Source organism: Bartonella taylorii, assembly GCF_023920105.1.
In the GTDB taxonomy this organism is placed as follows: domain Bacteria; phylum Pseudomonadota; class Alphaproteobacteria; order Rhizobiales; family Rhizobiaceae; genus Bartonella; species Bartonella taylorii.
The window spans coordinates 46,878-60,408 of sequence record NZ_CP083693.1 but is presented as its reverse complement, the minus strand read 5'-3'; the positions used below and the strand labels follow the sequence as shown (position 1 = coordinate 60,408).

At 41.8% G+C, this 13,531-nt stretch carries 12 protein-coding genes, 1 tRNA gene and 1 other RNA gene; 10 read left to right on the top strand and 4 right to left on the bottom strand.

The features are described from left to right. Positions 1–123: 123 nt before the first annotated feature. The 9 genes from LBE40_RS00295 (at position 124) to LBE40_RS00255 (ending at position 9,211) form a co-directional block, all read left to right on the top strand. On the top strand, positions 124–504 hold the full coding sequence (locus LBE40_RS00295; protein ID WP_004857600.1) for a helix-turn-helix domain-containing protein: 381 nt from the start codon (positions 124–126) through the stop codon (positions 502–504). Between the two features lie 524 nt (positions 505–1,028). Beyond that, positions 1,029–1,526, top strand: a complete 498-nt coding sequence (gene purE / locus LBE40_RS00290; RefSeq protein ID WP_004857602.1) for a 5-(carboxyamino)imidazole ribonucleotide mutase — start codon at positions 1,029–1,031, stop codon at positions 1,524–1,526. 1 nt (position 1,527) lies between these two features. Then, positions 1,528–2,751, top strand: a complete 1,224-nt coding sequence (locus LBE40_RS00285; RefSeq protein ID WP_004857604.1) for a 5-(carboxyamino)imidazole ribonucleotide synthase — start codon at positions 1,528–1,530, stop codon at positions 2,749–2,751. Positions 2,752–3,859: 1,108 nt separating this feature from the next. Further along, positions 3,860–3,985: a type B 50S ribosomal protein L36 gene (ykgO, locus tag LBE40_RS00280; protein WP_011181208.1), complete on the top strand. Its 126-nt coding sequence runs from the start codon at positions 3,860–3,862 to the stop codon at positions 3,983–3,985. A 154-nt stretch (positions 3,986–4,139) separates the two neighbouring features. Then, positions 4,140–4,931, top strand: a complete 792-nt coding sequence (locus tag LBE40_RS00275) for a tetratricopeptide repeat protein (protein ID WP_004857605.1) — start codon at positions 4,140–4,142, stop codon at positions 4,929–4,931. Between the two features lie 413 nt (positions 4,932–5,344). Further along, a non-coding RNA gene (ssrS, locus tag LBE40_RS00270) (6S RNA) lies at positions 5,345–5,505 on the top strand. 449 nt (positions 5,506–5,954) lie between these two features. Then, complete coding sequence (locus LBE40_RS00265; RefSeq protein WP_252615204.1) at positions 5,955–7,298, top strand: MATE family efflux transporter; 1,344 nt, start codon at positions 5,955–5,957, stop codon at positions 7,296–7,298. A 464-nt stretch (positions 7,299–7,762) separates the two neighbouring features. Then, positions 7,763–8,371 (top strand): 5-formyltetrahydrofolate cyclo-ligase, encoded by a 609-nt coding sequence (locus LBE40_RS00260; protein WP_040296837.1) that lies wholly within the window; start codon positions 7,763–7,765, stop codon positions 8,369–8,371. Positions 8,372–8,389: 18 nt separating this feature from the next. Next, positions 8,390–9,211: a TIGR00282 family metallophosphoesterase gene (locus tag LBE40_RS00255; protein WP_040296838.1), complete on the top strand. Its 822-nt coding sequence runs from the start codon at positions 8,390–8,392 to the stop codon at positions 9,209–9,211. Between the two features lie 579 nt (positions 9,212–9,790). Here the strand turns inward: LBE40_RS00255 and LBE40_RS00250 are convergent. From LBE40_RS00250 to LBE40_RS00240, 3 genes are all read right to left on the bottom strand, one after another. Beyond that, positions 9,791–10,192 carry a helix-turn-helix domain-containing protein gene (locus LBE40_RS00250; RefSeq protein WP_252615240.1) on the bottom strand — a complete coding sequence of 134 codons (402 nt, stop codon included), beginning with the start codon at positions 10,190–10,192 and terminating at the stop codon, positions 9,791–9,793. Positions 10,193–10,584: 392 nt separating this feature from the next. Next, positions 10,585–11,880, bottom strand: a complete 1,296-nt coding sequence (gene murA / locus LBE40_RS00245; protein WP_004857618.1) for a UDP-N-acetylglucosamine 1-carboxyvinyltransferase — start codon at positions 11,878–11,880, stop codon at positions 10,585–10,587. A gap of 178 nt (positions 11,881–12,058) precedes the next feature. Continuing rightward, positions 12,059–12,211, bottom strand: coding sequence for a hypothetical protein (locus LBE40_RS00240; RefSeq protein WP_004857620.1), 153 nt, complete (start codon positions 12,209–12,211; stop codon positions 12,059–12,061). A gap of 163 nt (positions 12,212–12,374) precedes the next feature. Here LBE40_RS00240 and LBE40_RS00235 point away from each other — a divergent pair. Continuing rightward, a tRNA-Thr gene (locus LBE40_RS00235) sits at positions 12,375–12,449 on the top strand. Between the two features lie 284 nt (positions 12,450–12,733). Here LBE40_RS00235 and LBE40_RS00230 read toward each other — a convergent pair. Then, on the bottom strand, positions 12,734–13,525 hold the full coding sequence (locus tag LBE40_RS00230) for a lambda exonuclease family protein (protein ID WP_004857622.1): 792 nt from the start codon (positions 13,523–13,525) through the stop codon (positions 12,734–12,736). Positions 13,526–13,531 lie beyond the last annotated feature (6 nt).

Genomic DNA, 13,531 nt, shown 5'->3' with positions numbered 1-13,531 from the left:
TCCGGGAGTTTTTGCTATGTCCAGGTGCGATGAGCACTAAAAGCAAAAAGCTGATTTAGGTTCAGTACTTTTAACTCCCGGAATACTAATGCGAGGGCGCTCGCACCCGGAGGGGGAAGTAAGGTGCGAGCTAAAAATCCACATTTTAACGACATTTCTATCGGTAGAAAAATTCGTTTTAGGCGAGAAATGTTGAAAATGTCTCAAAAACAATTAGGTGACCACTTAAGCGTGACCTTCCAACAAATCCAAAAATACGAAAAAGGCACAAATCGTGTAGGCGCAGGACGCTTAAAGGAAATTGCTGATATACTGGATGTCCCTATTGCCTTTTTTTACTCCGAGCTCTCAACAAAAGAAAATGCTCCATACCCCCCATACCATTGTGATGAGAGAGTATCGAGCAAAGAGGAATACTTGCTCCTGAAAAATTTTAGAGAGCTCAAATCTAGAAAGCAAAAGGCAATTTTGTGCTTAATTTCTCATGAGAATGAAAATTTTTAAATATTCTCTTGCTAAGCAACAAGTAATCATATATGCCTCTTTCCAGGGAAGGGGTTATTGATTTCCCCCGCAGGGTATCCCCCATGTAGCCTCCTTCTCTTCATTTTAAAAATCATAAAAAATTTCATCCTTTTCTCAAAGCCTTGATCCTTTTTTCAAAAAATAACGCATGTGTTAGGCAGCTTTTAGGGAAGTTCTAACATCTTAAGATTTTCAAGCCCTCATTTAATTCCAATTTAAACAAGGTTTTTTATCATCTGGTTTGAAGGGGTTATTTTTGCCATGGGCAGATTGTTAAATCTTTTTTCCAACGCTTCAATGATAAATCAAGAAGAAACACCCATCATCATTCTTTCAAACATCTGTAAAGACTCTGTTTTGTGAAAATATCCACCCCCTATAAAACGCCCTTGAAAAAACTGTTACCTATCATCCCCCTCGCCAACATTGGCTTTGCAAAGAAAATGTAAAACCCTTAAAAAAGAAGGGGAAGAATCGCATTAAACACTTGAAAAGGATATAGAATGACTAAAAAATCATGTGATGTAGCGATTTTAATGGGCAGCCAATCGGATTGGCAAACAATGCGCCATAGCGCCGATACTTTAGCATGTCTTGGTATTTCTCACATTTCGCATATTGTCTCGGCACACCGAACCCCTGAACGCCTTTACCAATTCGCGAAAGGGGCAAAAGCGGCAGGTTTTAAAATTTTAATTGCCGGCGCGGGAGGTGCAGCACATCTTCCTGGAATGTTAGCAGCACTCACTCCTCTTCCTGTTTTTGGCGTTCCAGTGCACACACAGTCTTTATCTGGTCAAGATTCTTTGCTTTCAATTGTGCAAATGCCAGCAGGCGTGCCCGTTGGCACCTTAGCGATTGGCAAGGCAGGTGCTATTAATGCCGCACTTTTAGCAGCAGCAGTTATGGCGGTTTACGATGATAGTCTAGCACAACGGTTACAAGATTGGCGTCAGCAACAAACAGCCAGTGTCGCGCAAACTCCTGTAACAGAGGTTTAAAATGACAGAATCCTCCCCCACATCCTCTTCACCTACCCTATCCGCCCCCAACACCTCCCCCACATCCAGCCCCTCCACCACCAACACACCCGCTACCACCAACAACATCGCCACCACACCCCGCATCTCCACCACATCGACGATGTTGCCTTCAGGCAGCACAATCGGTTTAATAGGGGGAGGTCAATTGGCACGCATGTTAGCCATAGCGGCAGCGGAACTAGGGTTTCGCACGGTTGTTTTTTGCCCTGAAACGGATTGCCCAGCAGCACAAACAGCAAGCGACCATATTGTTTCGTCTTATGATGATACTTCAGCATTAGATCGCTTTATTTCGCTATGTGATGTTGTAACCTATGAATTTGAAAATCTTTCGCTTCAAACGGTTCAATATATAGAAAAAGCCCAAAATGTTTATCCTTCTTCCAAAGCGTTGGAAATTACACAAGATCGGCTTTTTGAGAAGCAATTTTTGCAAGAGCAAGGCATCCGCACAGCATCGTGGCATGCTGTTGACAATATTGCTTCGCTCCTTTCAGGTCTTTCAGCGTTAGGCGAACGTGGTCTTTTGAAAACCCGCCGTTTTGGCTATGATGGAAAAAACCAGATCATGCTAGATCACCCAGATGAGCAAGCGCTTGACGAAGCCCTAAAGAATTTTCAGGAACAACCCTCGATTTTAGAAGAGATCGTTCCTTTTTTATCAGAAATTTCGGTTCTTTCAGCACGCACGAAGCAAGGGGAACATATTTTTTATGATTGCCCTGAAAACCAGCACAAAAACGGCATTCTTCACAAATCATTTGTTCCATCACGTATTCCGCTCAAAGTGCAAAAGCTTGCGCAAGAAATAAGCGTAACAGTGATGGATGCTCTAAATTATGTTGGTGTTCTTTGCATTGAATTTTTTGTCTTGATAGATGGAGAGCTTTTAGTGAATGAATTGGCGCCTCGTGTTCATAACTCTGGCCATTGGACACAAAAGGCATGCGTAACCTCACAGTTTGAACAACATATCCGTGCGATTTGCGGGCTTCCCCTAGGCAACACATACCGTCATAGCAATTGTCAAATGATCAATCTGCTTGGCAATAATCTAGGCGAGGTCAAATATTTTCTCACACGAGAGCGCACATCGGTACATTTATATGGCAAAAGCTCTGTTCAACCACTACGCAAAATGGGGCATGTCATCCAATTAACAGGACCAGCCACAAAATTTTAATAAAGAATGCCTCTCTCAACAAAACATCCCTTGTTCCCAACACCAAACCCTCAATTCTCCCATGCATCTTACTCCTTCACGCACAGGCCAGCTCTCCTCTCTATTCCCCTCTTAAAGCACACGAAAAAACACTCTCAGCTTTCACCTCTTCTCCTCAAAGGAAAAGGGGAGTTTTAAAATTCCCCTTCCCAAGAGCCTCCTCCTAATGCCCCCTTATTCCCTCAAAAAAATTCAATCACCCTCAATTCTGCCATGCATCTTACTTCTTCACGAACAGGCCAGGCCTCTTCTCTATTCCCCTCTTAAAGCACACGAGAAAACCCCTCAGCTTTCACCTCTTCTCCTCAAAGGAAGGGGAATTTTAAAACTCCCCTTCCCAAGAGCCTCCTCCTAATGCCCCTTATTCCCTTGAAAAAATCCAATTACCCTCAATTCTCCCATGCATCTTACTCCTTCACGCACAGGCCAGCTCCCCTCTCTATTCCCCTCTTAAAACACACGAGAAAACACTCTCAGCTCTCACCTTTTCCCATCCTTCAGATGATAAAGAAACCCATTCAAGACAACCATCTATGCCGATCGATTTTCACGATATATTCTTATTGCGCCCCATACCCCTTCTTACAAACTTAACTCTTTCAAGAAATGAGAGTGCACCTCGTTCACCAACCATTTGCTTACAAATGAAAGACTTTTCGATTTTCCCCATATTCTTCACTGCTCCCCCTCCATCTAACGCACCAAAGCGAGATTACCAGAGGCAATTTGTTAAAAAGATACGCACTTGACAAAAAGAAGACTTCTTGTTAGAAATCCTCTAAATTTTTTTTGCAATTTTCACTTATTCGTTGTGTTAATGAAATGTGTTAATGCGTGCTTTTATTTTAAAAGTACGTTTTTCTTTTTGTGATCACAGTGGAAAAGTGTGTAACATGATGTTGTGAAGCAAGCACAATATTATGACACAATGCGGTATCATAATGTGTGCGATATCATATGCAAATGTTGTATAATATAACAGTGTTAGAGCATATGGCAGTGTGTGATAGTATTGAGAAGATTGAAGTTATAACATTGCGTTACATAATCTATATAAACGGTGAGTATGATGAAAATTAAAAATTCGCTTAAAGCACTAAGGGAGCGCCACCGTAACAATCGTTTGGTGCGTCGTAAAGGTCGTGTTTATATCCTTAATAAAACGAACCCACGTTTTAGAGCACGTCAAGGTTGATGGTGCATGAGGGCTGATGGTTTTTATGCCTACTTTTTGTAGGCATGAGAGCTTTTAGCTTTTGAAAGTTTATTTTGGGATTACAGGTCCATTATTTGATCGCCATCGCTTGATTGCCATTGCCTGATCGTTTGTGGTTTGAGGACTTGTCGTGATGAGATTTTTTATCTTTTTAAAATCTTTACGATTACGGGGGTTTCTTGTTTTTCGGCAAAATTCTTTGCACCCTTTTACATTTTTTTTACTTGCTGTTGTAGAGTGTTTTTGTTTAATTTCTGCTGGATACGGGCAAAGTCCTCCTTCACTCCCTGAAGATCCTCCTTCTCCGCAATTGCTGATACCGCTGGATGATCTCCTCCCCAGCCCTTCCCCTTCAAGACCAGCAACATCTGATTCATCCGCGACCATTCTTGAAGATTTTGACTTAAACACCCCCCCCCATTCTGACAGAGTTAAACAGCGCAAAGAGGCAGAAGTTGTACGTTTACTGAAAGAATTAAAATCTTGTGCGAATGTTGAGCAAGCAAGAAAGATAGGTCAACAGCTTCAACGTTTATGGTCACAATCGGGCAGTGAGACGATTGATCTTTTGATGTCATGGGCTGAAAATGCTATCAGTGCTGACAATTATGGTCTTGCCCTTGATTACATTGATAATGTCCTTGCTCTGTACCCCACTTATGCTGAAGCGTGGATAAGACGTGCTTGGGTTCATATTCAACTGAGTGATTTTAAACTTGCCATGCTTGACCTTAACCATGCTGTCGAACTTGAACCACGCAATTATATGGCATTTTTTGAACTTGGCGTTACCATGGAAGCAACGGAACGCCCAAAGCTTGCCCTCAAAGCCTATGAAAAGGCTCTCGAATATTACCCACAAATGCAGAAGCTTCAAAAACGCATTGAAGTTCTTTTAGACGAACAAACACCCCAGCCCCTTTAAACATGCTCTTCATGACATTGCTAACACCCTTGCATTAACCCCACCTATACTGAAGCATAGGCAAAACATACTTTCATCTTCCACCCGCGGTTAAACTTACCATGCTTGACCTTAACCATGTGCTCTTGAACTTACCACCACGCAAACAACTTAAACCACCACCCTCAAAGCCACTGAAAAAGTGCTCAAATATTACCCCCAAATGCTCAAAAACTTCAAAAACGCATTGAAGATCTTTTAAACAAACAAACACCCCAAACCCTTAAAAAAAGAGCACGCCACCGCCATCAGATATCATCTCCTCGCCCCCAGCAAGCATCCAGCAACGTGCAAAAAAACCACAGCTCCAAAGAGATTGCGTTGGAATCATTTTATATCTAGCAGAATATCTCAAACTGTTTTATAACAGGGAGGGTGTTCTGCGCTTCTCGACAGGAAATAACGCATTCCTGAGACCTTAGTGATCTCCAAGGGAGCTGTCCCTGATAAGGCCCGTGGGCTTTTTCATATGGCGCCCACCTATTTATGTAGGTTCTTGGGATCAACTTTTTCCATCGGCTGTTGTGGATCACCTTTTTTGCGTAAATAAAATAAATCGTTCTTGTTCTTTTGCGTGTAAAGTAAATTGCTATACTCTCTCTCAAGGGGTTCGTGCGCGTCTTTGACAATTGAGAGGGGGCATATCAAGTCTTGTACAAAAAAATCTTCCCAAAATTTTATTGAAAATACTGAAAATAGAAGAGCAAAACAAACAAACGCTTGCTAAGGATATTTTATAAACGACTGTAGCTGCTTGGGGCATAATGCTCTACAAAAAACGCATGGCATGAAGCCAAAAAAATGAATAAAGGTGCATTACACTTCTCCTTTAAGAACTGAGCATCTCCTCTTGGCTTAATGAGTTCTCATTATGCATCCTTTACGCAAGATTTGCGATGGAAAGACTTTACCAAAAAAATCAATGTGTTTTGTTTAAAAGATCCGAACTTAATACGCTCATTTAATATGGAAGGGTATTTCACAATGTTTTTTGTGATGAAGCAATTGCTATTTCTTGGCATGCCACTGGCTATTGGGTTTATCTCTCAGATGATGATTTCCTTCACAGATGCAGCGCTTGTAGCGCATTTAGGCGTTCAAGCCTTGAGTGGTACAATGTTGGCTCTGAGTATGTTTAGTTTTGTTATGTTGTTAGGGCTAGGTATTGTTACCGCGGTTGCACCAAAACTTGCACAAAGCTTTCGCAGACAAGATAGATATGCATTAAAGGCATGGTTTGATCAAGGAATATGGCTTTCCCTTTTGATTGGAATGACGAGTGCGATCATTTTACTCAACACGAGGAATATCTTGTGTTTTCTAGGCCAAGATGGAGCAATTGCCAATATAGCGCAGGAATATAATAATGGTGCTGCTATAGGGGTGGTATTTTTTTATCTTTATGTGAATAGCCGCGGATTACTATCAGCAATTGGTAATCCAAAGCCCTTAACCTGGGTTATGCTTGCGGCTATTCCTATAAATTTTCTTATCTCTTGGCCACTTATTTTTGGTATAGGTCCTGCAAACGGATTAGGTGTCTTTGGTGCTGGAATTGCAAGCAGTTTGATCCGTATTTTGATTGTTATGGCAGCGGCAATAATTCTGGCTCGCAATTCTGCTTTTCATTCCTTTCCCTTAAATTATTTGAGACCAAAGTTAGAAATTTCACGACTAATAAAATTGCTGCGAGTAGGATTACCCATTGGTATACGTATACTTATTGCGGAGGGTTTTCCTTCTATCATTGCATTCATGATTACGGCTTATGGGGTCGAAGCTTTAGCTGCGCATACGATTGGGATGCGTCTCGATATGCTTATTTCCGTGGTGGCTTTGGGAATTTCCAGCGCAGCCGCAACAATAGCAGCGTGGTATAGAGCAGATGGAAATAATATGGCTCTAAAACAGCTGCGTATGAGTGTCACAGTTTTTGCTGTAGCTTATGTCTTGTTTTTATCAGGAGTTGTTTATCTCTCTTATGGATTTATCCTTACAACCATCTTTGATATTTCTGAGGACAGCGTTGTTGTTTTCTCTTGGGAATTGTTTCCACTCGTCTTATTGTCTTTTGCTTTTGGCACTTTAGGAGCTATGCTCAATGGCATACTTGTGGGCTTGCTTGATACGTTTTGGTCAACAATTGTTGTCGCAATAAGCTATTGGGGGATAGGCTTATTTGGGGGAGCGCTCATGGCGCATTTTTTTGAATATGGCTTTATTGGCTATTGGCTTGGCATGATTGGCGCAAGCTTAATCGTTTCTATCTTTAATTATATGCGCGTGAGTTATTTAATAAAACGCAATCCTATGTTTGGGGCGGAGTGAGTGTTATAAAAACACTTGTAAAGCACTAACTGTGAAGGCATAGCACCTCATCCCATCTATGGAGGCTGTTTACTTCTATGTAAATAAGAATATAGGTTATAAAACTTGTTTAATATGCAAAAGAAGTGCCTTTATTTGTAACCTTAATATTATCTATTGAGTTTTAAAGTAATATGAGTTTATTAAAACCATTCGGCTTCAATTTAAGAGTAAGTTCAGTAAATTGGAATACTTTAATGCCGTAAAAAATGATGAGAAAAAGCGTGCCTATATTTATACGCCGTTGAGGAGTAATTTAAAAAGTTATTGTTTTTATAAGTAATTATAATCGCGGTGCTAAGGTGCATGCGTTTGTCAAAACAATCTCAGCCGCTGATGGTGTTATTCTTTCAAGTCCTGTTTATCACGGGCTTTATTTTATTGCACTTACAGCAATTGATCGAGGAGCAGCAATTTACAGAATAATGAAACAAAGCACAAAGCCTCCACAATCGACTTCATCGCTTCGCGCACAACTGCGCAAGAGCGGTTTATCCCGTCGTGATGCTCTTTCGGCACAAGAACGTGCTACTTTTTCGCAGCACGCCTGTTCCCACCTGATAAAAACCCTTGAAGAAAAAGGGGAAGATTTTTCGCGCATGATTTTAGCAGGCTATTGGCCAATCAAATCGGAAAGTGATCCCCGTCCTTTATTTGATGCTATAGCGTTACGCGGTGGAAGTTTAGCACTACCAGCAGTGCTTGATTCCACCACCATGGTTTTTCGTGCATTTTCACACGACACAGTGTTAGAGCCAATGCGCTTTGGCACATTGGGACCTAGTGTAGAAAATGCCGTTGTTATACCAAACTTTATTATTGTTCCCCTTTCCGCGTTTGACAGCCAATGCCACCGCCTTGGCTATGGGGGGGGATATTATGATCGTGCAGTTGAAGCTCTTGAAAAACAAGGGCATCGGCTTAACTTACTGGGCTTAGGCTTTTCATGTCAGGAAGTTGAATCCATTCCCCATGCAGAACATGATTTAGTCGTGCAGGGAATTTTTACAGAAAAGGGTTTCTTAAAACGCTAAAGTATGGTTAAAACGCCTATGCGTTTTTTATTTTTAGGTGACATTGTCGGAACAACGGGCTGTAGGGCTGTTTTTGAACAACTTCCGCAACTCATCAAGAAATGGCAGCTTGATTTTGTTGTGGTGAATGGTGAAAATGCGTCTCATGGTTTTGGCATCACGCAAGAAACTTATCAAGACCTTCTCATGGTAGGTGTTGATGTTGTGACAACGGGTAATCACGCTTTTTCATGCCAAGAAACATTGCGCTATGCCCATGAAAGCGACCGTTTTTTACGTCCCGCCAATTTTCCTAAAGACACTCCAGGAAAGGGTTCTGGTATTTTTACCGCAAAGAATGGAGCGCGTGTTCTTGTTGCCAATCTTTTGGGGAATGCTTTTATGCCGTGCAAGGTAGATGATCCATTTGAAACGGCTGAAAAGATTCTGTGCGCTTGCTCTTTGATGGAACAGGCAGATGCGATTATTTTTGACTTTCACGCAGAAACGACAAGCGAAAAGCAATGTCTTGGACATTTTCTTGATGGTCGTGTGAGTGTGATTGTAGGAACGCATACCCACATTCCTACAGCTGACGCACAAATATTAGAGTGTGGCAGTGCTTATATGTCGGATGCGGGAATGTGTGGAGATTATAACTCGTCGCTTGGAATGGATAAAGAAGAACCCTTACACCGTTTTCTTTATAAAACGAAGCAAGACCGTTTTGAACCAGCATGTGGTCCTGCCACCCTTTGCGGTTTAGCAGTGGAACTTTCAAACCGCACGGGTTTAGCAGAAAAGGTCTCGGCAGTACGAATTGGTCCTCACTTAAAACCTGAAGTTCCAGATTTTTGGTAGCCTTCTCTCAACAACCCCTTTGATGGTCACTCTCCAATGTTCCCTTTTGGGGACTCTTTCTTGCAATACGATTCTTCAAGTCTCCCAATTTTTCTCTCAAAGAACTTCGTGCCCCCAAACTTCACCCTGAAGAAGGCTTCACCCCGAAAAAGCCTCATTCCAAAGATTCCCTCAAAACATCTAAAAGAATAATCACTAATAATAACTATAATTGTAATAAAATTAGAAAAATCTATACACTCTCAAATGCTACACCATTGCCTCATCTTGCCTCTTCTTCAAAATGATCTTCAAGCTGAAAGGGATTCCGTTGGTTTTAGGGAGTTTTTATCAAAGAAGCTAAAAACCATAGATCTTAAAAAAATTTAAAAATATCAAAATTTCCGACAAATTCACCCAACACAAATGAGTCATTCTTTGAAGAAAGGGGAAGGATGAAGTTTTTTATGATTTTTAAAATGAAGAGAAGGAGGCTACATTGGGATATTCCTGCGGGGGAAACTTAAATAACCCCTTCCCTGAAAAGAGGCATATATGATAATTTATCATTTAGCAAGAGAATATTTAAAAATTTTTACTCTAATGCGAAATTAACCACAAAATTGCCTTTTGCTTTCTAGATTTGAGCTCTCTAAAATTTTTCAGGAGCAAGTATTCCTCTTTGCTCGATACTCCCTCATCACAATGGTATGGGGGGTATGGAGCATTTTCTTTTGTTGAGAGCTCGGAATAAAAAAAGGCAATAGGGACATCCAGTATATCAGCAATTTCCTTTAAGCGCCCTGCGCCTACACGATTTGTGCCTTTTTCGTATTTTTGGATTTGTTGGAAGGTTACACCTAAATGGTCACCTAATTGTTTTTGAGACATTTTCAACATTTCTCGCCTAAAACGAATTTTTCTACCGATAGAAATGTCGTTAAAATGTGGATTTTTAGCTTTCACTTTCAGGTCCCCCTCCGGTTGCGAGCGCCCTCGCATGAGTATTCCGGGAGTCAAAAACACTGAATCCGAGTCAGCTTTTTTGCTTTTAGTGCTCATCGCACCTGGACATAGCAAAAACTCCCGGAATCCCGGGATACCTACAGAGTAGGTTCATTTTTACGCTCGGATTTAGGGGTTTTTGAATCCCTCTCGGTCGTTGCGTATACGACCAAAATTACAGTGCTATTCATAGGGCAAATTCAGGAGATTGGCAATAAAAATAGTCTTGATCTCTATTTTTATAGGAGTTACCCCGTCTCTCAAACTTTTAATAATCGCACTCCAAAATCATGATATCAGCCCCGCGTTTATTGCGAAGACTAACAAGCCTTAGTTCTTAAGGTCAAAGTGCCCCAAACCCCCTCCCAAAAGATAATGCACGAACGGGGTTAAACTGTAATGCGTTGAATTGTAGCGCCGCATCGGGCTAATTTTTCCTCCAGCCTCTCAAAGCCGCGATCAAGATGATACACACGGTTGACGATGGTTTCTCCCTTTGCCGCCAAAGCAGCAATAACAAGAGAGACGGAAGCACGTAAATCCGTAGCCATAACGGGTGCGCCTTGCAGATTGTCTGTACCAAAGACGGTTGCTGTCTGCCCATTGAGCTTTATCTGAGCACCCAAACGGGTAAGTTCCTGAACATGCATAAAGCGATTTTCGAAAACCGTCTCAGTGATCCGCGCAGTTCCCTGTGCTCGTGTCATCAGCGCCATAAATTGCGCTTGGAGATCAGTTGGAAAAGCAGGATAAGGACCTGTTTTGATATCCACGGGCATTATTTTTGTTTGTTTTGGATTCCGTTTAATGTGAATTCCTTGAGGTTCTATTTGAATATTGAGTCCAGTTTTTTGAAGAACCTTAAGCACTTTTGTTAAATGGTTAGGATTTGCATTTTTGAGAAATACATCTCCTCCCGTCATAGCAACAGCCATTGCGTAGGTTCCCGCCTCGATTCGATCCGCAATGACATGTATTTTAGCACCATTGAGTTTTTTCACCCCCTCAATAGTGAGAGTTGTTGTTCCTTCACCGGCTATTCTTGCCCCCATGGCGTTGAGGGTTCGAATAAGATTCGCGACTTCTGGTTCACAAGCAGCATTATCAAGAACGGTTACACCCTTTGCCATTGTAGCAGCCATGAGCATAACATGAGTTCCCCCGACAGTGACTTTAGGAAAATGGTAATAAGCACCTTTTAATCCTTTTGGAGCTTTAGCACGAACATATCCACTTTCGATAGCAATATGGGCTCCTAAAGTTTTGAGTCCCTCAAGAATAAAATCGACAGGTCTTGTTCCGATAGCGCATCCTCCAGGCAAAGAGACAAGAGCTTCGCCACAGCGTGCAAGTAAGGGTCCGATCACCCAAAAGCTTGCGCGCATTTTTTTCACCAGTTCGTAGGGTGCACGTGTTGTAGCTATTTTTTGCGCGGTAAAATGGATAGTTCTTGAGTATACACAATCGTGGTGAACTTCCTGTCCGTCGACGGCATATCCAACACCATGATTATTGAGAATACGAATAAGCAATTCCACATCAGCAAGATGGGGAATATTTTCTAAAGTGAGCGTTTCTTCAGTGAGCAGTGACGCAATCATCAAAGGCAACGCAGCATTTTTTGCCCCCGAGATAGGAATAGTCCCTGTAAGTTCTTTCCCACCAATAATTTGAATAGAATCCATAGTGCTTTCCCTCTTTCCCTTTGTGTTTCCCCTTCCAAAGGTTTTACCCCCTTGAGAAGTTATCTTGAGAAATTATTTTTTATGGTTCCAGAACGAATCTCAAGTATTAGAACGAACCTCAAATGTTAGAACGAACTATTGAGAGATTTGGTTGCAAAATGCTATAAGAAACATTTTTCTAAAGCTCTGTCTGCGCTCTTTTTCGACTTTGCTCTTTTCGGCGTTTCAGGTTTTGGCGCAATTGTTCAGCCAGCCTTTCTTGGCGCCGTTTTGCTTTTTCGTCTTGATGATTAAGTTCTTCTTGCTTTTGTTTTTGATGCATTTTTGTCATTGCGCAACCTTTTGAACAGTGTTGAGCTTCTTCAAACAACTCATGACTTTTGTATAAGAAATGTATGTCATGACACAAGAAGGTTTTTCTTTCAAGAATGCACAAATGCTCTCTTGCCTATTTTATGACAATATGGCACAAGACAGCGCACAGATTGAAAAGGGCTGCGGTAGCTCAGTGGTAGAGCACTCCCTTGGTAAGGGAGAGGTCGAGAGTTCAATCCTCTCTCGCAGCACCATTATGCACCACAATCTTCATAGCCCCTCACAACATAGGCTCATAGCTTTCTTATAATGCTCTCGCACCCTCACTTATTTCTCGGCATACCCCTTTGCACAACTTTCTGAGACTATACCCCTCATCGCTTTCCAAGCACCCACACCCTCCCTATCAATACCAAAGCACATCCCCCAGCATGTTATTAGCTATCCCTCTCCTCACGACGCCCTCTAACATACCTCTCAGAATGATCCTTCCACAGCTCCCCCTAGCAGCACTCTTGTTTTAAGTATTTTTGCATCTCTAACCCTGAACAGATCCTCCTTTTCTCTTCCCACGCCTTGTTGCAGCTCTCTCCTTAAGCCTAGCGCGTGCTCTTGACCCTACTCTAGCCTTAAGTCCCCCACTTATACGCACCTTACTTGCACCCTCCTCTCTTTCATTCCCCTCTCCTACAATTTTTATTCTCATACCAAACCCTGTATCGGTACACTTAATTTTCTGTACCATAATTTCCAAAGCCTCGTTAAAACGGCTAATTTCACTCTCAAGTTTTCGAATATAAACTTCGTCACGATAAGCGCGCTTGATAAGAGGTGGCATATCAGGCCAATAGAGCATCAAATCTATCCATTCACGCTGCGCAATCCATAATCCTCCCTGACATTGTGCTTTATGCTCTGCTGGAAAACCCTTTTGGATAAAATGAGGAATTAAGATTTCAGGTTTTTTGGTTTTAATTTCCAACAATCCGTTTGTTCCAACAAAGGCATCGGGAGAAAAGCCTTTCATGCGATCATCAGCTAAAACAAATCCAATACATTCAGGCTGTGTGTGTGTAAGTGTGCCATAAAGCCTGCGCGCACCTGGTTCTAGTTCTGTTCCGCGTCGCATAGAAAGCGTTGTCCCCTCATCAACAGTTTTTCCCGTAATTCTTTCCCCAGCGAGTTTCATCATAACACAATGATATCTTGAAGTTTTGTGCCCCTGTTTTTTTCGTGCCATAACCATTTCAAACAAAGAAGCCGTGATCAAACCATTGCGCGCTTGCTTCCATTCCGCTGTTCCCTGAATACAATCGATAATGATTGGCATGACATT

Coding starts and splice junctions, on each gene's coding strand:
- murA (WP_004857618.1), bottom strand. CDS start 11,880: ATGGATTCTATTCAAATTATTGGTGGGAAAGAACTTACAGGGACTATT.
- LBE40_RS00285 (WP_004857604.1), top strand. CDS start 1,528: ATGACAGAATCCTCCCCCACATCCTCTTCACCTACCCTATCCGCCCCC.
- LBE40_RS00260 (WP_040296837.1), top strand. CDS start 7,763: ATGAAACAAAGCACAAAGCCTCCACAATCGACTTCATCGCTTCGCGCA.
- LBE40_RS00275 (WP_004857605.1), top strand. CDS start 4,140: ATGAGATTTTTTATCTTTTTAAAATCTTTACGATTACGGGGGTTTCTT.
- purE (WP_004857602.1), top strand. CDS start 1,029: ATGACTAAAAAATCATGTGATGTAGCGATTTTAATGGGCAGCCAATCG.
- ykgO (WP_011181208.1), top strand. CDS start 3,860: ATGAAAATTAAAAATTCGCTTAAAGCACTAAGGGAGCGCCACCGTAAC.
- LBE40_RS00265 (WP_252615204.1), top strand. CDS start 5,955: ATGTTTTTTGTGATGAAGCAATTGCTATTTCTTGGCATGCCACTGGCT.
- LBE40_RS00240 (WP_004857620.1), bottom strand. CDS start 12,211: ATGACAAAAATGCATCAAAAACAAAAGCAAGAAGAACTTAATCATCAA.
- LBE40_RS00250 (WP_252615240.1), bottom strand. CDS start 10,192: ATGCGAGGGCGCTCGCAACCGGAGGGGGACCTGAAAGTGAAAGCTAAA.
- LBE40_RS00230 (WP_004857622.1), bottom strand. CDS start 13,525: ATGCCAATCATTATCGATTGTATTCAGGGAACAGCGGAATGGAAGCAA.
- LBE40_RS00255 (WP_040296838.1), top strand. CDS start 8,390: ATGCGTTTTTTATTTTTAGGTGACATTGTCGGAACAACGGGCTGTAGG.